Annotated in this window: 20 protein-coding genes; 11 read left to right on the top strand and 9 right to left on the bottom strand. The window is 52.8% G+C overall.

Annotated features, from left to right (window positions below; translation table 11 throughout):
• Window positions 1–31: 31 nt before the first annotated feature.
• Window positions 32–604, bottom strand: a complete 573-nt coding sequence (gene tsaA / locus SYN7336_RS01200) for a tRNA (N6-threonylcarbamoyladenosine(37)-N6)-methyltransferase TrmO (protein ID WP_017324087.1) — start codon at window positions 602–604, stop codon at window positions 32–34.
• A gap of 34 nt (window positions 605–638) precedes the next feature.
• Window positions 639–1,787 carry a cob(I)yrinic acid a,c-diamide adenosyltransferase gene (locus SYN7336_RS01205; protein ID WP_026100591.1) on the bottom strand — a complete coding sequence of 383 codons (1,149 nt, stop codon included), beginning with the start codon at window positions 1,785–1,787 and terminating at the stop codon, window positions 639–641.
• 284 nt (window positions 1,788–2,071) lie between these two features.
• Here SYN7336_RS01205 and SYN7336_RS01210 point away from each other — a divergent pair, with 284 nt between their 5' ends.
• The 8 genes from SYN7336_RS01210 to SYN7336_RS01255 all read left to right on the top strand — a co-directional run bounded on the left by SYN7336_RS01210 (window position 2,072) and on the right by SYN7336_RS01255 (window position 9,248).
• Complete coding sequence (locus SYN7336_RS01210; protein WP_017324089.1) at window positions 2,072–3,001, top strand: glycosyltransferase family 9 protein; 930 nt, start codon at window positions 2,072–2,074, stop codon at window positions 2,999–3,001.
• A gap of 384 nt (window positions 3,002–3,385) precedes the next feature.
• On the top strand, window positions 3,386–3,883 hold the full coding sequence (locus tag SYN7336_RS01220; RefSeq protein ID WP_017324091.1) for a hypothetical protein: 498 nt from the start codon (window positions 3,386–3,388) through the stop codon (window positions 3,881–3,883).
• Window positions 3,884–3,972: 89 nt separating this feature from the next.
• Window positions 3,973–4,125 (top strand): hypothetical protein, encoded by a 153-nt coding sequence (locus tag SYN7336_RS30330; RefSeq protein ID WP_156819968.1) that lies wholly within the window; start codon window positions 3,973–3,975, stop codon window positions 4,123–4,125.
• Window positions 4,126–4,439: 314 nt separating this feature from the next.
• Window positions 4,440–5,333: a tetratricopeptide repeat protein gene (locus tag SYN7336_RS01235; protein ID WP_156819969.1), complete on the top strand. Its 894-nt coding sequence runs from the start codon at window positions 4,440–4,442 to the stop codon at window positions 5,331–5,333.
• A gap of 162 nt (window positions 5,334–5,495) precedes the next feature.
• Window positions 5,496–6,416, top strand: coding sequence for a circadian clock protein KaiA (locus SYN7336_RS32105; RefSeq protein WP_071590719.1), 921 nt, complete (start codon window positions 5,496–5,498; stop codon window positions 6,414–6,416).
• On the top strand, window positions 6,413–6,736 hold the full coding sequence (gene kaiB / locus SYN7336_RS01245; RefSeq protein ID WP_017324096.1) for a circadian clock protein KaiB: 324 nt from the start codon (window positions 6,413–6,415) through the stop codon (window positions 6,734–6,736). The genes SYN7336_RS32105 and kaiB overlap by 4 nt, the downstream gene beginning before the upstream one ends.
• A gap of 1 nt (window position 6,737) precedes the next feature.
• Complete coding sequence (gene kaiC, locus SYN7336_RS01250) at window positions 6,738–8,360, top strand: circadian clock protein KaiC (RefSeq protein ID WP_017324097.1); 1,623 nt, start codon at window positions 6,738–6,740, stop codon at window positions 8,358–8,360.
• A 249-nt stretch (window positions 8,361–8,609) separates the two neighbouring features.
• A complete protein-coding gene (locus tag SYN7336_RS01255; RefSeq protein WP_017324098.1) occupies window positions 8,610–9,248 on the top strand; it encodes a type I restriction endonuclease in 639 nt (212 codons plus the stop codon).
• A gap of 20 nt (window positions 9,249–9,268) precedes the next feature.
• On the opposite strand, the gene SYN7336_RS27580 is transcribed toward SYN7336_RS01255, so the two are convergent.
• From SYN7336_RS27580 to SYN7336_RS01280, 5 genes are all read right to left on the bottom strand, one after another.
• The gene (locus tag SYN7336_RS27580; protein ID WP_051039700.1) at window positions 9,269–10,981 is read right to left on the bottom strand and encodes a HAMP domain-containing sensor histidine kinase; all 1,713 of its coding nucleotides are present in this window, start codon (window positions 10,979–10,981) and stop codon (window positions 9,269–9,271) included.
• Window positions 10,982–11,221: 240 nt separating this feature from the next.
• Entirely contained in the window at window positions 11,222–12,346 is a 1,125-nt protein-coding gene (gene blsG / locus SYN7336_RS23905; protein ID WP_017324100.1) for an arginine 2,3-aminomutase, read from the bottom strand.
• 193 nt (window positions 12,347–12,539) lie between these two features.
• Window positions 12,540–13,904 (bottom strand): hypothetical protein, encoded by a 1,365-nt coding sequence (locus tag SYN7336_RS01270; protein ID WP_017324101.1) that lies wholly within the window; start codon window positions 13,902–13,904, stop codon window positions 12,540–12,542.
• Window positions 13,905–14,156: 252 nt separating this feature from the next.
• Complete coding sequence (locus SYN7336_RS01275) at window positions 14,157–15,482, bottom strand: hypothetical protein (RefSeq protein ID WP_156819970.1); 1,326 nt, start codon at window positions 15,480–15,482, stop codon at window positions 14,157–14,159.
• 198 nt (window positions 15,483–15,680) lie between these two features.
• The gene (locus SYN7336_RS01280; protein ID WP_017324103.1) at window positions 15,681–16,268 is read right to left on the bottom strand and encodes a thioredoxin family protein; all 588 of its coding nucleotides are present in this window, start codon (window positions 16,266–16,268) and stop codon (window positions 15,681–15,683) included.
• A 241-nt stretch (window positions 16,269–16,509) separates the two neighbouring features.
• Between SYN7336_RS01280 and SYN7336_RS01285 the strand changes: the two genes are divergently transcribed.
• Window positions 16,510–17,619, top strand: a complete 1,110-nt coding sequence (locus SYN7336_RS01285; protein ID WP_017324104.1) for an S-(hydroxymethyl)glutathione dehydrogenase/class III alcohol dehydrogenase — start codon at window positions 16,510–16,512, stop codon at window positions 17,617–17,619.
• A gap of 139 nt (window positions 17,620–17,758) precedes the next feature.
• Here the strand turns inward: SYN7336_RS01285 and SYN7336_RS32570 are convergent, their stop codons facing one another.
• Complete coding sequence (locus SYN7336_RS32570) at window positions 17,759–18,211, bottom strand: IS4 family transposase (RefSeq protein ID WP_255346692.1); 453 nt, start codon at window positions 18,209–18,211, stop codon at window positions 17,759–17,761.
• Between the two features lie 5 nt (window positions 18,212–18,216).
• Window positions 18,217–19,113, bottom strand: coding sequence for an IS4 family transposase (locus tag SYN7336_RS32575; protein WP_255346693.1), 897 nt, complete (start codon window positions 19,111–19,113; stop codon window positions 18,217–18,219).
• A gap of 277 nt (window positions 19,114–19,390) precedes the next feature.
• Here SYN7336_RS32575 and SYN7336_RS01295 point away from each other — a divergent pair, with 277 nt between their 5' ends.
• Window positions 19,391–19,639 carry a hypothetical protein gene (locus SYN7336_RS01295; protein ID WP_017324105.1) on the top strand — a complete coding sequence of 83 codons (249 nt, stop codon included), beginning with the start codon at window positions 19,391–19,393 and terminating at the stop codon, window positions 19,637–19,639.
• A 78-nt stretch (window positions 19,640–19,717) separates the two neighbouring features.
• A complete protein-coding gene (locus SYN7336_RS30340; protein WP_156819971.1) occupies window positions 19,718–19,882 on the top strand; it encodes a hypothetical protein in 165 nt (54 codons plus the stop codon).
• The last annotated feature ends 24 nt before the right edge of the window (window positions 19,883–19,906 follow it).

The raw sequence follows: 19,906 nt of genomic DNA on the forward strand, positions 1-19,906 counted from the left end.
GCAAGTGATGCTTGCAGTCACGACGGCTTCGCTACCGTCGCTCGGGATGGCCGTCATTGCCAAAAATATCGACTTCTCGCTCGCCCTCTCGCTCCAACTCGCTCACATAGCCGCAGTTGGCCTCTGGCAAGGCATCGCAATAACTGACGTAGGGTTTGATATCGAGGACGGGGGTGTTGTCCAGCAGGTCGATGCCTTCCACCTGCAGTGCAGAAGCTTCCACCTGCAAGAGTTTGACAGCACTCAATCCGATGGGATTGGGGCGATGGGGGGCGCGAGTGGCGAGGGTGCCCCGGCGGATTTTGGGGCCGCGCGGGGGGATGACGGTGGGGTTCCAGTGGCGGTTGAGATGCAGCCAGGAAATCACCCAGAGGTAGTCGAAGCCGTCGAGATCTTTGAGGGCGATCGCCGGAACGAGGTTGGGAAACAGTTCGATTTGGGCGATCGCGGGGGTGTAATCTTCGGGCTGTGCTTTTAGACGAGATTGACGGGGGGTGCCGTGGCGTTCGGTGTAGGGCGATCGCACGACACCGATGGGGTGCAGCGAGATCGCGCTGGGAAATTCAGTAGCTTGGATGTAGTCTTTGGGCGGGAGTTTGGGCATCTGCGGGCAAACCGTGAGTGGCAATGCGATCGAACTAGTAATCTACCCCTCGCTTCAGATCGGCCCCTTGCTCTGCATAATGCTTGTGGCAGACCATCTCGGAGTGAACCGTCGCCAAATCGAAATAGGGCAAAGAATCGTGGCAGCGCCCCGTAATAATCACCTCCGTATCCCGAGGCTTGCGCAGTAGTGCCTGCACAATCGGGTCGGGCTCCAGTAATTCCAGATCCACCGTCGGATTCAGTTCGTCCAAAATAATGGTTTTATACAAGCCAGAGGCGATCGCCGCCTTGGCCAACTCCCAGCCGCGTTCGGCCTCGACGTAGTCAATTTCCTGCTGCTTGCCCCGCCACACAATCGCATCTCGACCGCAGCGCTGGTGATCTACTAAGTGGGGATAAATCTCCCGCAAAGCTCGAATGGCAGCATCTTCGGTATAGCCTGCCCCCCCCTTGAGCCACTGCATAATCAAGACGCGGTGGGAAAGGTCTTTGCTAATGCCCCGACCGATCGCCTGCAGCGCTCGTCCCAAAGCGCTGGTGGATTTTCCCTTGCCGGCCCCTGTGTAAATCTCGATGCCGCTAAAGGGATGCGCCGCACCATTGCCATTGGTTGCGGAGGGCGTCTCTACTGCCCGCACCCGACGCATTTCGGAATGTAGGTCGGCCAGCTCGATAATGGCTTGGGGTGCCCCCCGTCCGGTGACAATCACCTCCATCGCGTGCGGCTTGCGCTTGAGGGTGGCGACCACTTCATCGACTGGCAACAAGCCCAAATCGAGAATGGGATTGAGTTCGTCTAACACCACCACTGAATAGAAGCCCGAAGCGAGTGCCCCTTTGGCCACATCCCAGCCGCGACGGGCCTCTTGGCGATCGAACTTGGTAATCTCGTCCGGGCCAAAAAATTCGCCGCGCCCGGTGCGCAACTGGTCGATTAGGTGGGGAAAGCCCCGCTGCAATGCCTCGATCGCCGAATCTTCTGCATACTGACGACCCGGCCCTTTCAAAAACCGCATCAACAACACTCGGCTGGGCACCCGATCTTCAATCCCTAAGCCAATCGAGCGCAAGACCACCCCGAGGGCTGCCTGGGATTTTCCCTTGCCCTCGCCATCGTAAACGTGGATTTGTCCCCGGCGGCGGTTTTGAGACTGAGCGGTGAGAATACCAATATCGGCCATCGGACCTGCCATCCCTCTGCGTTCATCGATCCTACTAACCCCTTTGCTGGCCGTTATATCGGCTCCCGCAGCAAAGTTAGCGCGCTTCACCCCCAGCATAGCCACATCCCCTTCAAAACCGGGTTCGTTTATAGAGCAACTTTATGTATCTACCTATGCTGAATCTCGCTCGGGCAAATCTACCTAGTCTGTCAGGCTTTTGCGATCGCAGGTGCAGGCAAATGCAGCATTGGTGCTCGTAGAGTGGCAGAATGGGGAGCGGTTGGCTAGTTGGCAGGCAAAGAATGCGTATCCTTGCATTGGTTCCCGGCGATGTTAGCGAGCAGATTCTGTTCTTTCCCGCGCTGCAGGCTTTGCGGGAGCGGTACCCCAGCGCCAAGATTCACGCGATTGTCGAGCCCCAGGCAATGGCAGCCTACGAGGTCTGTGCCTCGGTCGATGCGGTGATGCCGTTTGGCTTTAAAGAATCCCTCAGCCTCGCTGACCTGGGAGATTTGCTGGGTCGCATGCGGGATACCTATTACGATGTGGCGATTGTGCTCGGTGACGATGCCTGGTTGCGATTTTTTGTCTGGCTGTCCGGCATTCCCAAACGGGTGGGTTACCGGGGCAAAGCCAATTTCTTGCTGACGGACGCGATCGCCCCTCCCTCCGGTCAATACGCGGCCAGTGCCTACTGCGATCTCCTGCAAGCATTGGGCCTTTCTGCCACCTCTCCCCTCCCCCAAATCCGCTTGAAGAAAGTAGACCTCAGCTGGGCCGAACGGGAACGCGATCGCCTGTTGGGTAAAACAGATCGAGATTACCTCCTGCTCTATCCGGGCAGCGAGTATCCGGTATCGAGTTGGGTAAAGATTGCCAAAATTTTCTTTGAGAAGCGACCCGAGTTGCCGGTTGTTGTCATTGTCGGCCCAGAAGAGGAGGACGTTGTCGAGCAATTTAAGGCGGATGCGCCGGATTTACCGGTGATGCGTCCTGCAGGGGTGGGGGAATTTGCGGCGGCGATTGCTGGAGCCTCTTTGCTACTAGCGCCTGACAGTGCCCCCCTGCAGCTAGCTGTGGCTACCCAAACGCCGGTTGTCGGTTTATTCGGTTCTAGCGATCCGGCCAGAGAATTGCCCGCTGAAGGGCCGTTCCGCGCGGTGCGATCGAACAATGGCAAGCTCTCTTCCATTACTGCCGAACAGGCGATCGAAGCCGTCTTCCCTAGTTAGCAAATCAGATAGGGCGATCTGAATGGAGTCTCTCCCTCTTTTGTCATATTGGGACTCAAAGAGGGATATAAAAGTGACAGTTAGGGTAAAATATAAAATCAAGATACTAGTATTGACAAAGATGAAGAACTACTTATCACTAGTCAAAAACTGGGGTAGGCGAAAAAAACTAGGGACTGATGCGAAGTCCTCCCGAAGGGAGCGAGAGCCTGGTAGGTATTTCACGTACAACAAGGTCTTAAGTATCAGCAGAAACATAAGCGCTAGCGGCAAGGCCGAATATATATCCCCCCGCTTATCTATTTTTGCGAGTGGTGGGAGAGCTAGATCTGGTGCTGAAATCAAGGAAGCATACATGAAAGCCTCTCGGAAGCTAGAAAAGCCATGCCAGAAATAGAGCATGACTGCGTTTACGAAAAGCTGGTTGAAAATAAGAATGACATACTTGGCATCTTTGCTTACTCGATATACAAGAGGCAAGAAGTTGAGTATCTCAGAAGCTTTGAAGAAAAGAAAGGTCGCCCTCTACAGCCTCAAGATATGCGCGATTTTCGCGAGCTATGCAGTAGTGATACTCAGCTCGATCTCTACAAATCTCAAGCTATTCGGCTGTCTCAAAACTTTTTGGACGAGGCTCTGGCTGAAGATCTAGAGGAACGAGAAGTACAATACTCAGAGCGAATCCATGCTGAATTATCAAAGATAAAGACAGGTTTTTGGATGGGTGCAGCACAAAGCTTATTTGGTTCAGTATTGTTCGTGATTTTCGTTGGCTTCATCGCATTCTTTTCCTGGAGTTATGGGAGGGGATTAGAAGATACCATCGAATCTATTTTTGATGTTGAAATCATACCTAGACAGCCTGTTATTCCCTCTGAATAATCCTTTTTCGATTTTGCTAAATTCGCGGAGATCGGTGCATCGTGGCAAAACTTCTAGGACTGCCCCTGTAGTGGTAGGGGTCTAAGGCGTTGGGATGGGTGGCCATTGGCGGGGCGATCGCCCTCATTTTTGCCAGCGGTGCTGTGATTCTGCGACCCACCAGTCTGTGGCAATTTTTTGTCTCTTTCCTGGCTTTCACTGGCGGCTACGAACTCTTCACCAAAGGGAAAATTCGTCTGTAGAGCAATCTACTGCCTGCACGGCGGGCAGCTTGCGATATCGTAATAAAGGTGGGGCCATCCCGCCATGATGGGAATTGTTGTTTTTGCCTTAGGCTCTGCAGTTGACATCGCGGGCTGGACCGGTCGCCTCAGCTCCGAGGGAGACAAGACTAGAGTTAATCTCACCAAACATGCCTTCTAAGCCAAGATAGGGAACCCTCCTCCTGCTGTTGCGAACGAGCTACCATCGGGAACAGTATATAGAGACCCACGCTGGGTTTGCGTTTAGAATCGGCAAGAGACGAGAGTTTCCCCCTGCAGTTTGAGGAATCGAGATGAATTGGAACCCGATGAAGCCCGCGATCGCCGCCAGCTTATTGGTCTTGGGCACAGTCCTCAACATCCCTGCCGTTTCTGCCCAGGTTCTACAGCGAACGACGGTTCCCAATCCTCAACTCTTAGAGCATCAAGGACTGCAACTGGCTGGCGATGCTTTGCGTCTGGCTCAATTCGGCCAAACAGAGGCGGCGATCGGCCGGATTGAATTGGCGGCTCAACTCAGCCCCAACAACCCCGATATTCTGACTGTGCTGGGGCGGCTTTATCTGCAGGAAGGAGAGTATAACCGTGCTATTGCCACCTTCAACCGTGCCCGTCCCCTCGCCCCGCAGAGCCCCGACCTGCTACTCTCTCTCGGATCGGCCTACGTGCGCCAAGGGAGTTACTTTGCTGCCTTAGATGCCCTCAATCGCGGTTTGGCCATCGAACCCGACAGCCTCAGCGGTCTATTCGATTTGGGCAACACCCACCTCCTGCTCGAAAATTACGATCGGGCACTCGAGGCTTACGAGCGATCGCTGGAAATCGATGCTGAATTTTGGCCCTCCATCAACAACATCGGCCTGTTGGAATACCAGCGGGGGAATCTAGACCTGGCGATCGACAAGTTTGAAGCGAGTATCGCCATTGACGACACTGCTGCCGAACCTTTACTTGCCTTAGCCACTGCCCTCTACATTCAAGGGGAAACCGAGCGGGCGATCGAACTGGGGGCGCGGGCCATGCAACTGGACTTTACCTACGGCAACCTGCAAACCCTGCGGGATAACCTTTGGGGCGAAGCCCTCATCCGGGACGTTCGGGTGCTCTTGGGGACTGAAGCGGTGCGAGATGCCCTCAACCAGGCGCGCGCGGATAGCCAGTTGCAAGAGCTGGATGGAACGTTTTAGGGAGATTGGACGGTTGCAGCTTCGCTCTCTTGCGAGCTCTATGACTCTCGACCGACTGCCTAATGCTCGGTAAGGGTTATGCAGACTGCATTCGAGCTTGTATGCTACCAAATGTATACTATCGATAAGATAAGTTAACAATGCTCTTTTGGTGGCTACTCAGTGTCCCCACCCCCTCTACGCGTCTGTCTCTACCAATCCGATCGAGCATTCTTCCCATCGGCTGACAAGGGTGGCTGGAAGGCTCAGTTGCAGTCCGAGCCTTTTGATTTGAAGGAATTTGGCGAAGCCAAGTCGCTCTCGTGCCACCTGCAGGGGGGCAGCGAGCTCGTTGACTGTCTCGTCCTCGTCTCCGAAGAGCTCGGCACCATTGCTGCTGTCGGCGATTTGCTGGTGGAACGAGGACTGTTTTTGCCGACAATTGTCATTGCTGCAGCCACCTCCCCAACGGCCTGCAATTTAACCGATCGCAAGGCTGGTGCCGTCTATCACAAAGCTGTTTCCATGATGTTAGTGTCGTCAGCCGAGCAATTAGCCCAAGTCAATTGGGTGGAGGAGATCGAACGGGCGATCGCCCTGTTTTTGCAGCAATCCCCCAATGGCGTGCGGCTAGATCCCCATCCAACCCCCGCCCCCAATCAGATACGGCAGCAACAACGCCGACTGGCAGAAAAGCTGCAGGAGCGGCTAGGGTATGCAGGTGTCTATTACAAGCGCGATACCGACCGGTTCTACCGCCACCTGCCTGCGGAGGAGCAACAGGAATTGATGGCACGCCTGGAAACGTTGTATCGCGGCATTGTCTTGGAGTACTTTCAAGCCCCCGATCGCGTCAATCCGCTGATTGATGAATTTGCCGCCCTCGCTTTTTTGGCGGACTTGAGTGTGTCGCAAGTGCTGGAATTGCACATGCAGCTCATGGATAATTTTGCCAAGCAGCTCAAGCTAGAGGGACGTAGTGAGGAGATTGTCTTGGACTATCGCATTACCCTAATTGATGCGATCGCTCATTTGAGCGAAATGTACCGGCGATCGATTCCCCGATCGCCTCAAACCGCTCGGCAGCAGGGGGATAGGCCGTGAATACTCCTCGCAAAGCTTACGTGCTCAAACTCTACGTTGCTGGCCGAACGACCAATTCGGTTCGTGCCATCCGTACTCTACAGGACATTCTGGAAACTGAATTCCAGGGGGTCTACAGTCTCAAGGTGATCGACGTGGTTAAAAATCCGCGTTTGGCCGAAGAGGACAAGATTTTGGCCACACCCACATTAGCTAAGATTTTGCCACCGCCAGTCCGTAAAATCATTGGGGATCTATCCGATCGCGAAAAGGTGCTGATCGGCCTCGACCTCCTCTACGAAGAGCTTGAGGACATCAGCTATATCGAGGAGGACGTTTAAGATGAACAGTCCCAACCCACCGTCTTCACCCCAGAACGATGCTGCGAGCTCTCTGGCAGAACCTCGAACTCAGGTCTATCCTCAAAATCTGTATCCCAGCGAGGTTTATAAAAAAGGTATCCCTAAAATTCGCTCGGCCATTGAGGGCTTTGACGATATCAGTCACGGTGGCTTGCCCATCGGACGCACTACCCTCGTCAGCGGCACCTCCGGCACGGGCAAAACGTTGTTCTGCGTGCAGTTTATCTATAACGGCATCACGCAGTTTAACGAACCGGGAATTATTGTCACCTTTGAAGAATCTCCCGCAGACATTATCAAAAATGCTTACAGTTTTGGCTGGGACCTGCAAGAGTTGATCGATCGCGACAAGCTCTTCATTCTCGACGCCTCTCCCGACCCCGAAGGCTACGAGGTCTCGGGAGCATTCGACCTATCGGCCTTAATCGAGCGGATTCAGTACGCGATCGCAAAATATAAGGCCAAACGGGTGGCAGTCGATACGGTGACGGCGGTTTTCCATCAATACGATGCTTCCGATGTGGTGCGTCGGGAATTATTTCGACTGACAGCCCGCCTCAAGAAGTGCGATGTCACCACTGTCATGAGTACCGAACGGATCGAAGAGTATGGGGCGATCGCCCGCTTTGGGGTGGAAGAATTCGTCTCCGATAATGTTGTGATTGTGCGCAACGTGCTGGAAGGAGAAAAGCGTCGCCGCACTATCGAGATTTTGAAGCTGCGCGGCACGACTCACATGAAGGGAGAATATCCCTTCACCATGACCCACGAGGGCATCAATATCTTCCCACTGGGGGCAATGCAACTAACACAGCGCTCTTCCAACGTGCGTGTCTCTTCGGGGGTTCCCAAGTTGGATGAAATGTGTGGGGGTGGGTTTTTCCGCGATTCCATCATCTTGGCAACGGGAGCCACAGGCACGGGCAAAACTTCGCTGGTCTCGAAATTTTTGGAAGAGGGCTGCAAGCAGAAGGAAAAAGCGATTCTGTTTGCTTATGAAGAATCGCGCGCGCAGCTATCGCGCAACGCCTCCTCTTGGGGCATCGATCTCGAAGCGATGGAGAAGAGTGGCTTGCTCAAGATTATTTGCGCCTATCCCGAATCCGCCGGACTCGAAGATCACCTGCAGATCATTAAGTCGCAGATCGCCCACTTCAAACCCAAACGATTGGCGATCGACTCTCTCTCTGCCCTAGCTCGCGGTGTCAGCTCCAATGCCTTTCGTCAGTTTGTCATTGGCGTGACGGGGTTTGCCAAACAAGAAGAGATCACGGGCTTCTTTACCAATACCACCGATCAATTCATGGGCTCCCATTCCATCACGGAATCCCATATCTCCACCATTACCGACACCATTATCCTGTTGCAATATGTCGAAATTCGTGGCGAAATGTCGCGGGCCGTCAACGTCTTTAAGATGCGCGGCTCCTGGCACGACAAGGGCATTCGCGAATATATCATCAGCGATCGCGGTGCAGAAATTAAAGACTCCTTCCGTGGCTTCGAAGGGATCATCAGTGGTTCGCCCACCCGCATCGAGTTCAACGAAAAGAACGAACTGTCTCGCATCGTTCGCGGCGTTCAGCCCATAGAGGATGATTGAGGCTGCTGTGTAACCTGCACAACCTGAGTTCGATGGCTCTGCGTGCCCTCACCCCCGGCCCCTCTCCCTGGGAAGAGGGGAGCAATAGCCGCAAATCTTGACTGGATTTTGTTCTTCTGGCCCAAAGTTATGGTTGATGCCACGCTTCGCAAGGGGGGATGGGAGCCCAGACGCTTGTCGAACTGACGTTGCACAAAGCGCGAGAGCTTGGGTTTGATAGCATAGGCACAAACCTGTACGTTCGTCTCTATGTCACTTGCGATTACTGAGGCTATTACGACTCTCGCCGAAGCAGAACGACGCTTTAATCTAGCGCGAACTGAAGATGAAACGTTTTTCTCAGAATGGCAGGCGGATTTACCGACACTTGCGATCGCCGAGCAGGTAGCTCTGGATGAATTGCGACGGCGATATTTATATCAACGGTCTGCAGGGCAGTTATTAGAAGGAACTGTCACGCTATTATTAGCTTCTCCATTGCTAGCAATTGCAGGTTTTTACGACCCACCGTTTAAGGTACGGGCAGAGAACTCGGTGCAGTTGACGCTGGAGGATGGGGAAGAGGTATTGAAAGGGCGAATAGATGTGCTGGTGTTGTTCGATCGGCTGTGGGTAATTGTCTTGGAGTCGAAGAAAACAGCATTGTCAGTTTGGGCGGCTTTGCCCCAAACGCTTGCTTATCTCGTGGCAAACCCTCAGCCCGCACAACCCAGCTTTGGCATGCTGACCAATGGGGATGACATTTTATTTGTAAAACTGGCGCAACGGTCACACCGGAACTATGCGCTTTCGCGCGTGTTTGCACCGTTTACCTCAAATCGAGAGCTCTACACTGTTTTGCAGATCTTGAAGTGCATCGGTCGGGAAATCGGAGAGAAAGCGAGCTAGGCAATCGCCTTTCGAGGCCGTTAGGCTCGTTCAGAATTTGAGGCTACGCCTGAAGCGCTAGAAGATTCCAAGCTGCAGCTCTGCGGTTCGCAGTCTGAGAGCGGAATCTGGACGGTAAACTTCGAGCCTACATTCAGTTGACTCGTAAAGTGCAGACTCCCCTTGTGAAGGTCTACGCATCTCTGGGCAATGCTCAAGCCCAAGCCCGTGCCTCCTGACGGATCGACATTGTTGGCACGGAAAAAGCGATCGAACAGGTAGGGTTGTTCTTCTTTGGGAATTCCAATACCTTCATCTTTGACTTCAAAGACTGCCATATCCTGCGAGCAGTCAACCCTGAAGTAGACCGTCGAACCTGCAGGGGAATATTTGATTGCGTTAGACAGTAGATTGATGAGAATATGATGCAGCAAACGCTTGTCGAGCCATAGGTCTCGACCGCACTGATGCACCGACAGTTGGATATTATGCTGCTTGCTATCGAACGAACGAACCTCTTCTAAAAGCTCGCGGCAAAGCTGTTTGAGATTGACTCTAGTGAGCTCGAGTTCGAGTGCTTCAGCATCGGCACTCTCAATCAATAACATTTCATCAATAATTTCCCCCATGCGAGTACTCGCCAGACAAACTCGCTCGATATAGCTATCGACTTTCTCTGTTGCCAGCTCTTGCTTTCGGGTCTGCAGTAGTTTGCTAGCCATCTTAATAATCGTAATGGGCGTTCTCAGTTCGTGCGAGATGGTTGAGATCGTCCGAGATCTGAGACTATTGAGCTCCCGTTCTTGAGCGAGCTGATATCGTATCTCGGCATCGGTGCGCTCGTATTTGCGAATACGCTGTTCTCGATCCTGGATGGCATCAGTCATGAGCTTCAGCATTTTTGCCAGGACATTAATTTCATCTGGAAAGAGTCCCGTATCCGATAACTCCGAACTACTTTGGTAATTGCCATCTGCAACCTTCTCAGAAAGATGGGTGAGTGAAGTAATTTTTCGAGTGACTCTTCCAGAGAAAATGTAGACTAAGCAGATGGTCAGGCCATAGGTGGGGAAGAAACTGAAAAGGGCAGATTTGAGCAATTCCCGGCGGATACGAGCGACATAATCGGCTTTGATATCTACTCCAAGTATGCCAACCACTGTCCCATCGTTGTCTTTAAGGGGGACGTATGCAGACATCCAACTGCCCCATTCATCCGAATAAAGCGGTCGGTGGGTGGTCTCTCCCGAATGATAGGCTTGCAGGGAGAACTCTGAGGGAGAATCGGGTTCTAGAAAGCGAAGTCCATTGTCAGGCTCGTCAATTAATAGCGAATCCACTAGATAAACAATCTCTATTTTTCCTGGCTGAACGGCAGTTTCTCCGATCCGCCGACTGTTTTCAACTGGACCGATCGCATAACTGTAAGGGTAGACAATCGGATCGAGTTGTCGAATGGTGCGAAACCATTCCAATTGCATTTGGTATCTCAGATCGTTGGAAAACCCCTCGCTGTTTCGCTCTCCTTCGCGATACAAAGATAACATCGCCTCTACATCGATGCCTGCAGCAGTTCCTTCCGCCGTATCGATCAGATGCTCCCGTATATTGTCAACGACTCGGGCAGAAATGAAGTGATAGTAAAGAGTATAAGAACTGCCGAAGAGCACTCCAAAGGTAATGGTTACCCCTAAAGCAATCTTGGTTCGCAACTTGACAAATCGGCTGAAATATCCCGGCATCTTGATTGTCATGTTTTACTGCCACGGATTCAGGATGTTATAGGGCGAACGAGATGCTGGACTTGCCAGTGGTGTTCGAGCGCGACCTCTGCAGACAAAATGCTCAGTCGAGATTGAAAACACAACCCACTGACAAGATCCTAGCCATTTTCAACATCGACCTATGCAAGCAGAAGGCTCAGTCGAGATTGAAAATACAACCCAGAGGCTACTTCAGGATTCAAGCTCCTTGGAGAGATGGAGATTCAGATCTTACGCAGTTGGCGAAGGAACCGCCAATTCCTCTGCCTCCACAGGGGGCCAGTGTAGAACTTTCCTCTCATAATTTTCAACGATGTATTCACTGGGGGCTGTTTGCACGACCTTTTGCTCGTGTAAAGGTACTTTGCCCAACTCAGTTGTTAAAATATATTCTGGCACGGCAAAGCCTGTGGTGTATCCTTTAAGATTATTCATAATTTCGCGACCCTTTTCGATGCTGGTGGCGAAGTGAGAGACTCCTGTCACATTATCGCAATGGTAGAGGTAATAGGGGCGCACGCGAATTTTTAGCAATCCAGTACAGAGGGCACGCATAGTTTCTGTGTCGTCGTTAATGCCCTTGAGCAGTACAGTTTGGTTTTGTACGGGAATGCCGTGTCGCAACAGGCGATCGCAGGCAGCAGCGGCCTCTGGAGTAATCTCTTTGGGATGGTTGAAATGGGTGTTGAGCCAGATGGGATGATATTTCTCTAACATCTGGCAGAGTTCATCTGTGATGCGCTGGGGTAACAGCACGGGATAGCGGCTGCCGATGCGGACGATCTCGACATGCGGAATCTCCCGCAGCCGAGAAATGATGAATTCCAAGCGCAGGTCGTCGTAGGTGAGCGGGTCTCCCCCTGTGAGCAGGACATCTCGAATTTCGGGATGGCTGGCAATGTAATCAAAATCTGCTTCCCAGGAGAGTGCTTCGCTGCGCTCGAAATAAGTGCCCCCAACGTCAGTGGTGTGATACTTACGAGTGCAGTGACGACAGTAGACGGCGCAATCGTCGGTCACCAGCATGATGCAGCGATCGGGGTATTTGTGGACGACGCGATTGGTTTTGCGGTAATGGGTATCGCCAACCGGATCGACAGAAGCACCTGGATAAGGCACGAATTCTTCCAATTGCGGGACGGCCTGCTGTCGAATCGGACAGGTGGGGTCGGTTTTATCCATCAGCGAGGCGTAATAGGGGGTAATCCGCCAGCGATATTTTCCCTTCGATGCGGCGATCGCCTGTTCTTCCTGCTCGGAAACCTCGACCCATTGCTTCAGCTCGTCGAGTTTTGTGATGGAATGTTTGAGCTGCGATCGCCAATCTCCCCAAATCAATCCCTGGCGAATAGGCATAGTTTTATCCTCATACTACTATCCTATTTTCATAGAAATTAATACCTTTAGCATCGACAAAACTACGGTTTTTTTATATACTTAATGTCAGGCTTTCTATTGATTTTGAGTCTCTGTTTGACGCGAGCACTAGGCAAGTTGACATCTGATTTCAATGCGATCGGTAATTATAAATATAAGGAGATAATTTCTTTCAAACTGATGTTCTCATTCGATTGTAGGAATTGTAGGATAAGTCAGCTCTGCCTTTGGCTTGATTTAAGCGAATGCCGACTGCTCGATGGATGGCTTGTGCTTCCTTGAGGGTTTCACCGATCGCGATGAAGCCCAATTTACCTGCAGCTAAATCGCGAGAGTTTGTCACGATCGCACCGCCTTTTTGACCTTCTGTCGGATAGAGGAATTCAGCCAGTGTCTCTGACAATGCCTCCCAATCTCTACAATTGCCGCAGTCTTGTGCTGTAAAACTGATGAGGGATACGAATTTGAGATAGTTTTCTCCCCATAATGCGGACGCTAAATCGTGTAGGTGGGAACCACCCGTGCGACGGGCATTCAACTCCGTCAAATAAAGCTGGCCGCGCGCATCCACAATGGCGTCTAGATCGAAATGACCGATGTAGCCTAACGTCTGGAGCTGGCTGGCGATTGCGGTAGCTGCGCTAACCAGCGCCGAATACCACGGTTCCCGTTGCAACTGCGCACTCACGATCTCGCCGAGGTAGGTGCCATCCCGAACAATCTGCAGACACACTTGCGTAATCTGTGGAGGCCGATCGGGGGAGACGATCGCCTCTACAGAGGGAAACACTTGCTGGGGGGAGTGGATAAATTCTTCGACAACGATCGCATCCTGTTGGAGATAGGGATTGCGCTCCAGCTTGGCGAGCAGATCGGCGGCACTGCTAAAGGTATTGGGTTCAACCCGACAATGTCCCATGCCGAGAAAACCGCGATTGGGCTTGAGCAGGCAGGTTTGTCCCCGCCGAGTAAACCACTGCGCGATCTCGACAGCGCGTTCCAGCGTCTGGCAGTGAAATCCCTCGGCCAAGCGCGCGCCCGTGCCGTCCAACCATTGAGGAACCATGACGCGAAATCCCAGCTTACTCTCTAGATAATCTCGCACCCACAAATTCTCCCGCTTGGGGCTCTCTGGCAGGATTACCCGCAAGCCACAATCTGCAGTCAACCTGTCAGCTAATTGGTATAGCTCCCGAGTGGTTGCATAGGGGATGAGCTCGACTGTTCGACTGTCCCCCGCACATTCGATCGACTTCTCTAGGAGTTGGCGATCGTTCAAAATATCCAAACAGAGAGAGGTGGAGGGGTGGCTGGGATAGCCGTAGGCAGTTGCAGAGTAACCTATTCGATCGACCTGTTCGCGATGGGCAATGGGACCGTTCGCAATGGCGAGCTTGTGGCGATCGCCCCAGAAGAGTACCCGCTCGCTGCCATTGGCGATCGCCTGGAAGGTGCGTTCCCGAGTTTCCGAGTCGGCTCGATCGAGGAAGTCCGCATAGGCTTCATAGGTATTGCTGATAACAATCTGTGCAGTCATAGATCTTGGGGCAGGGGGATCGATTCTAAATTGGCACAAGACATGCGTTGGATTTAGCACACATGCTTCGCTAACATTACCCAAGCGGTCCAATTTACTTGCATCATTCAGCACGTTAAATCAGTAAAAATCATTATGTTGCGTTCTATTTTCAACCGACAGACTTAAGATTTTGTTTATGGCGATCGTGAATGGATTGATGCCCCTGCGCCAGAAGGAGTCCTGAGAGTATGGGACCGAGTTGGGGATGCGTTAAGACATCTTTGCCTCAGATAGGGCGCGATCGTTTGTGCCGAGCTTGCGGATTGCTCCAGCACTGCACAGTCCTGCAATGGCTGCTGCAGCCAAATAACAGAGATGTTCGTTAGGAATCTGCATTCGATCGCAGGCCACCACAATACCCGCAGTCACTAAGGCTCCTAAAAAGGTTCCTGCTGCAACGGCATAACTTTCGAGAAAGAGACTGACTCGTCCTTGCAAATGCTTGGGGGCAAACCCTTGCAGGACTCTGCGAGCGGTTTCGTCGATGCTGTATTGCGGAATTTTCTGTAAGGTGAGTCCGGTGGAACTGCCCCCCAAGCCCGGTGCCACCATCATGCACAGGGCACTAAAAATCCCGCTGGTCGGTACCAATAGCAGACTGCGCACCAGCCCGAGTTTGGCCAAAATGCGGCGGGTCAAAAACATTTGAATGACCACGTAAGCCAGCAGTCTGGCTAGGGCAAATAAGCTTAAAAAGGTTTGGAGGCGATCGGGCGAATCGAAGGCGGCTTCGGTGGTCACGAGGAAACGATACTCGACGATGATGGCGCAGGAAAAGGTTGCAACTGTGTATAAGGTTAATCGCAGGAGGAGCGGAAATTCTTGCAGTAGAGCGGGGCGGCGATTCTCCGACGGGCTGTGGAGCGCCGCTGGAACTTCTGGGTGGCGGCTGGGGCGATCGAGGGCTTCTCTGCGGCTGGGAGTCTCTTTTGCCATAGGTTTTAGGAACTGCTCGAACAGTAGGTAGAGAAGAAAATAGAGCGCAATGCTGATGGCCAGAACACCTTCGAGGCCGAACGAAAATTGAGCCTTCAGTTGTGGCATGAGTGCGGAGATGGCGATCCCAGCAATATCCCCGGCAAATCCGCAGCTCACTAAAAGGGGAAAGACTTGCTTGGCGCGATCGCTGTCGAACAGACTGTTAGCCAGGGCCCAAAACAGGGCTGGGTAAAACATGTATTGCTGTTCGGAGATGAGGTAAAGGCCAGAATGACCCAACCAGTGGGGCGCACCCAAAATAAATGAGAAATTAATTGCGAGTAGAGCGAGGCTGAGACACAGACAAAGAAAGGACAGCGATCTGCGGCGATCGAACCGATCGACGATGGAATACTGAACGCTAGTGGCCACTAGGCTAATGGCACTACCGGCCATCAATATCCCTAAAAAGCCAAAGCCACCGATATCGCTGATGAAATTACTCGTCGAGACAATTTCAGAAATCCTTTGCGCGAGAGAATTACCAAACAAGGCAAATCCAAGCAGGTAAACAATCGTGTCTCGCGCCTTCAAGGAGGGGAGGATAGGGCTTTTCACGTCAGATCGAGATCGATACAGTATGTTGCTAATGTGCCCACACCGTAAATTATTGACCTAGATTGGGTAAAATCCCTCTTAAAAGGTAAAGCAGTAGACTAAGATATCCACTTTAATGTAGCAATTGATATTATCAGGGTTGCGCCACCAGCTCTTCGAACAGTCCTCCAACTGTCAGGAGCGGCTACGTCAACTCCCCTACCCGCCCAGCCCGTAATAGGTAGGCTCGTTCCCTGATTTCCACTTGATATTGCAGCCAATACTGGGCAACTGCGTCGGATTCACCGGCTTTTTCGCCAGCAGCGCTTCGATCGCCTCGCGCAAATCTTCTCCAGTCACTGGAATATTGTTGCTGGGGCGACTGCCGTCCAATTGGCCGCGATAGGCCAAACGGCGATCGCGATCGAACAGGAAAAAGTCTGGCGTGCAGGCGGCAGTATAGCTCTTCGCCACCTCCTGACTCTCGTCGTAGAGGACTGGGAAACTCCAGCCGAGCGATTGAGCCATCTCCTTCAACTTTTGGGGCGAATCGTCGGGATGGCGATCGACATCGTTCGCAGAAATCGCCACAATGCCAATGCGATCGCTATAATCCTGCCCCAACTCGGTCAACTGCTCCCGCACGTGTTTGACAAACGGACAGTGGCAGCAGATAAACATCACCAATAAGGCAGGCTGCTCTGGAAGCGTCGCCAGTGACAGGGATTGGCCCGAAACAACCTCTAAAAGTTCGAAATCGGGGGCGGGGGTGCCCAAGTCCAGCATGGTCGAAGGGGTGAGAGCCATAGAGTGTCCCAAACTTGTTTAATCCTCACCTTCTATTCTGCGTCAGGTCGAATCGAGCCGATTGCGGTTCTCCGTCCCAATCGCCGAACGCCACGGTTGGGAAACTTTTTTCAACATGGAAATCTATGCTCGCTCGTCTAGCTTCCGTTCAGTCCTTTAAAAAACTGGAGAAAAACTGGGAATCGCAGGGGCGATCGCCGATCCTGAGAGCATTCAATCGAATGCGATCGGGAGCTTTCTCATGGATGTCAAAGCCGCTGTGGCCTACGAAGCTGGCCAGCCCCTCACCCTCGAAACCGTTCAGCTAGAAGGCCCCAAAGAGGGAGAAGTCTTAGTTGAAATCAAGGCTACCGGAGTTTGCCACACCGATGCCTACACTCTGTCTGGAGCCGATCCCGAAGGACTGTTTCCCACCATCTTGGGCCACGAAGGTGCTGGCGTGGTGGTGGAAGTGGGTGACGGCGTCAAGAGTTTGCGGGTGGGCGATCGCGTCATTCCCCTCTACATTCCCGAATGTCGCAATTGCGAATACTGCCTCAGCCAAAAGACCAATCTGTGTCAGGCAATTCGCAGCACCCAAGGCAGGGGGTTAATGCCAGATGGAAGCAGTCGCTTTTCCACGGGCGGCAAGATGCTGCACCACTATATGGGCACCTCCACCTTCGCCAATTACACCGTGCTACCCGAAATTGCACTGGCTAAAATCCGCGACGATGCCCCATTTGACAAAGCTTGCCTGATTGGATGTGGCGTCACGACTGGGTTGGGGGCAGTGGTGAATACCGCCAAGGTGGAAGCGGGCGCAAATGTGGTGGTGTTTGGCTTGGGGGGAATCGGCCTGAATGTGATTCAGGGGTGTCGCATGGTAGGGGCCGACAAAATTGTGGGGGTGGATCTCAATCCTGCCAAGCAAGCGCTGGCTAAAAAATTTGGCATGACCCATTTTGTCAATCCTAAGGAGGTGGAAGGAGATTTAGTGCCCTATTTGGTGGACTTGACGGGGGGTGGGGCGGATTATAGTTTCGAGTGCATTGGTAATGTGAAGGTGATGCGTCAAGCACTGGAATGTTGCCACAAAGGCTGGGGGGTAAGTGTGATTATTGGCGTGGCGGGTGCGGGGGCAGAAATTTCTACCCGTCCGTTTCAGTTGGTCACCGGTCGCGTTTGGAAGGGGACGGCATTTGGCGGGGCAAAAGGCCGCAGGGATGTGCCTCAAATTGTGGATTGGTACATGGACGGCAAGATCGATATCGATAGTCTGGTTACCCATACGATGCCGTTGGAAAAGATTAACGATGCTTTCGACCTCATGCACGCAGGCAAGTCGATTCGCAGTGTTGTGACCTTTTAAATTGAACTTCCCCGGACTCTCCGCGTCAGCCGTAATTCTGGGGGAAGGGAACCGAACGGTAGATTGAAAATTTGAGGCTATTGCTCCCCTCTCCCTAGGGCTATCCATTAGGCAAAAGTAGCTGAACCATAGACAGGCACTAGCTTTGAGAAGCCAGTTGAGCCCCTTCAAGCAAATGGTGGAGTTTGGTCAGCCCTCGCCAAAGCGTCTTCAATCCAGGGTTGCCATCGCCCTTGCGAGCCAAGAAGCCTCCCAATCGAGCAATCCACAGCATTGCCTGTTGCAGAGTGGGTGGCTTTTGAGAGCGACTTTTCGGCACAAACTTGCGTCGTAACAGCCGCCATTCAGCAGGCTGTAAAACGAGCTCACAGGAGGCTTGCGGGGTGAGTCGAGCGCGGTAGGTCAGCCACATCAATCGCCAAGCTACAACGTTGTAGGTTGCCAGAGCCTTGAGCAAGCGCTCATAGCTTTGCAGTTGGAGCTGTTCGATGCCACAGCCACTTTTGAGGGTGAAGTGAAACCGCTCAATCAGCCAGCGGTAGCTATACCAGCGGATGCACTGACAGACCTGCTCGAAGCTCTCAACTGGCAAGCTGGTCAGCAGAAACCAGCGAATCGGCTGAGCGCCATCATCAGGGGGACGGTTTCTTCCACGAAGATGGCATTGAGGCGCACGGGCTCTAAGCTCGCGGCTTTGAGGTGATGCGATGGCACCTCCAGCGTCACCGCCATCGCCCGCACCTGCAACTGGGCAATGCGGGCCGCTCGCTTGGGATTACGCTGCACTTGCAGGCTCATCGCTCCCAAGACTGGGGCTTGTTCGAGGGTGGGGATGAACTTGCCCAGCTCGTGGCTAAGTTTGCGATTGTGCCTTGCGCGGATGAGTAACTCCCTGTTGTCCGCACGGGGATGGGCAAACAGTTCGAAGATGTCTGCTTCTCGATCGCCAATATGAACCACTTGCTCTTGGCCCGCGAGCTCTCGCTCTACGGCTGCGAGAGTTGCTATCCAGCGATAGCTTTCCTTTTGCTCGATGGGAGTCACTGAGCGTTTTTCTTTCTTCCCGCGCCGCTGTTTGCGATTCCAGATGAATTGACTCAACAGACCTAAGGGTTCTCCCTCGCCGCTCACCGCAAAACAACTGTGGACTTTGATTCCCTGTTGATGGCTTTGATTGATGAAGCCCAGCCCTTCGGTCTGGGGGTGAGTGGTGAAGTCGAAATCCGTTGTGTCTTGAATGGCCAGCACCGTCTTGCCCGTGAGGGCCCGCCTGACCACTCCATCACGATGACTGTCCAGAATGCTGCTCGTGCTCACCTTCGGGTTGGCCCAAAATCGATAGGTTCCTTGGGCCACTGAGGCATTCCCACTCGCCTGAGGCACGCTCGCTGTGGGCTGCTCACTCAAGTCTGTGACGATCTGCCCCAACCGCTTTGCATGTCGCAAATCGGCGAAGTGGATCGGGTTGATTTCTTGGCTGACCCAATCTTGCATGGTTTCTCTCCCTCCGGCTACAACTGCTTCAGTCTCTACTGCAGTTTATAATCCAGTCACAGTAAGCTCTCCATCGACTTGTGCCTAATGGATAGCTCCCTAGGGAGAGGAACCGGGGGTGAGGGCAATGCAGAGCGATCGAACTCAGGCTGTAACAGTGGCCGATCGCTCTGTAATTTCTCAGGCAGAGTCAGTAAAAATGTCAGCTCCCGTCCCATTCTCAAGTTAGTCAGGGCATACTGGGAAAGATCCGACTGCTGAATTCAACTTCACCCCCATGACGACGGAGCGCGAGTATCAAGAAGGTCAAGATCGCATTCGCCGAGCCCAAGGGCGCCGAGAGTACTTGCGGCGCAATCAATCGTCCTTCAACCTCCAGCGCTCCTTCCAGCCAACGAACAGCTTTTACCAGTACATTCCTTGGGTCTTCGGGGCAATCGTTTTTCTCGCGATCGCAGCCAAACTCGCCCCCGTCTTACTCGAACGCTCCGAAGCTCCTGCCAACCGTGTCGAACAGCGAAGATAGCGACGAAATATTGCAAGTCTTAAAAAAGTATTAATTTTTCAGGGTATTCTCGATGTATCGCGAGAGGGTCGAGTCCCCATGAGTGATGCCGAATTTGCATCCTGTTTGCGACTGCTGGAAACGCGGTTTTCCGATCCCGACTGGATTGAAGACCCAGACTGCATTACCGCGCTTCTATATTGCTGCACGGCAAAGATGTGGAAAGTTTGCTGCCAGTGGCAGTTGACTTGGCAGTGCGACTAGCAGAGCGATCGCCCTTTGCCAACA

Origin of the sequence: Synechococcus sp. PCC 7336, assembly GCF_000332275.1 — a bacterium.
In the GTDB taxonomy this organism is placed as follows: Bacteria; Cyanobacteriota; Cyanobacteriia; order Thermostichales; family PCC-7336; genus PCC-7336.

Bases quoted from the DNA above. Each gene is read 5' to 3' on its own strand.
- SYN7336_RS01220 (WP_017324091.1), top strand. From the start codon at position 3,386: ATGCCAGAAATAGAGCATGACTGCGTTTACGAAAAGCTGGTTGAAAAT.
- SYN7336_RS01280 (WP_017324103.1), bottom strand. From the start codon at position 16,268: ATGGCTCTCACCCCTTCGACCATGCTGGACTTGGGCACCCCCGCCCCC.
- SYN7336_RS01205 (WP_026100591.1), bottom strand. From the start codon at position 1,787: ATGGCCGATATTGGTATTCTCACCGCTCAGTCTCAAAACCGCCGCCGG.
- SYN7336_RS27580 (WP_051039700.1), bottom strand. From the start codon at position 10,981: ATGACAATCAAGATGCCGGGATATTTCAGCCGATTTGTCAAGTTGCGA.
- SYN7336_RS01295 (WP_017324105.1), top strand. From the start codon at position 19,391: ATGACGACGGAGCGCGAGTATCAAGAAGGTCAAGATCGCATTCGCCGA.
- SYN7336_RS01270 (WP_017324101.1), bottom strand. From the start codon at position 13,904: ATGACTGCACAGATTGTTATCAGCAATACCTATGAAGCCTATGCGGAC.
- blsG (WP_017324100.1), bottom strand. From the start codon at position 12,346: ATGCCTATTCGCCAGGGATTGATTTGGGGAGATTGGCGATCGCAGCTC.
- SYN7336_RS01285 (WP_017324104.1), top strand. From the start codon at position 16,510: ATGGATGTCAAAGCCGCTGTGGCCTACGAAGCTGGCCAGCCCCTCACC.
- kaiC (WP_017324097.1), top strand. From the start codon at position 6,738: ATGAACAGTCCCAACCCACCGTCTTCACCCCAGAACGATGCTGCGAGC.
- tsaA (WP_017324087.1), bottom strand. From the start codon at position 604: ATGCCCAAACTCCCGCCCAAAGACTACATCCAAGCTACTGAATTTCCC.
- SYN7336_RS01210 (WP_017324089.1), top strand. From the start codon at position 2,072: ATGCGTATCCTTGCATTGGTTCCCGGCGATGTTAGCGAGCAGATTCTG.
- SYN7336_RS30340 (WP_156819971.1), top strand. From the start codon at position 19,718: ATGAGTGATGCCGAATTTGCATCCTGTTTGCGACTGCTGGAAACGCGG.
- SYN7336_RS32575 (WP_255346693.1), bottom strand. From the start codon at position 19,113: ATGCAAGATTGGGTCAGCCAAGAAATCAACCCGATCCACTTCGCCGAT.
- SYN7336_RS01235 (WP_156819969.1), top strand. From the start codon at position 4,440: ATGAATTGGAACCCGATGAAGCCCGCGATCGCCGCCAGCTTATTGGTC.
- SYN7336_RS01255 (WP_017324098.1), top strand. From the start codon at position 8,610: ATGTCACTTGCGATTACTGAGGCTATTACGACTCTCGCCGAAGCAGAA.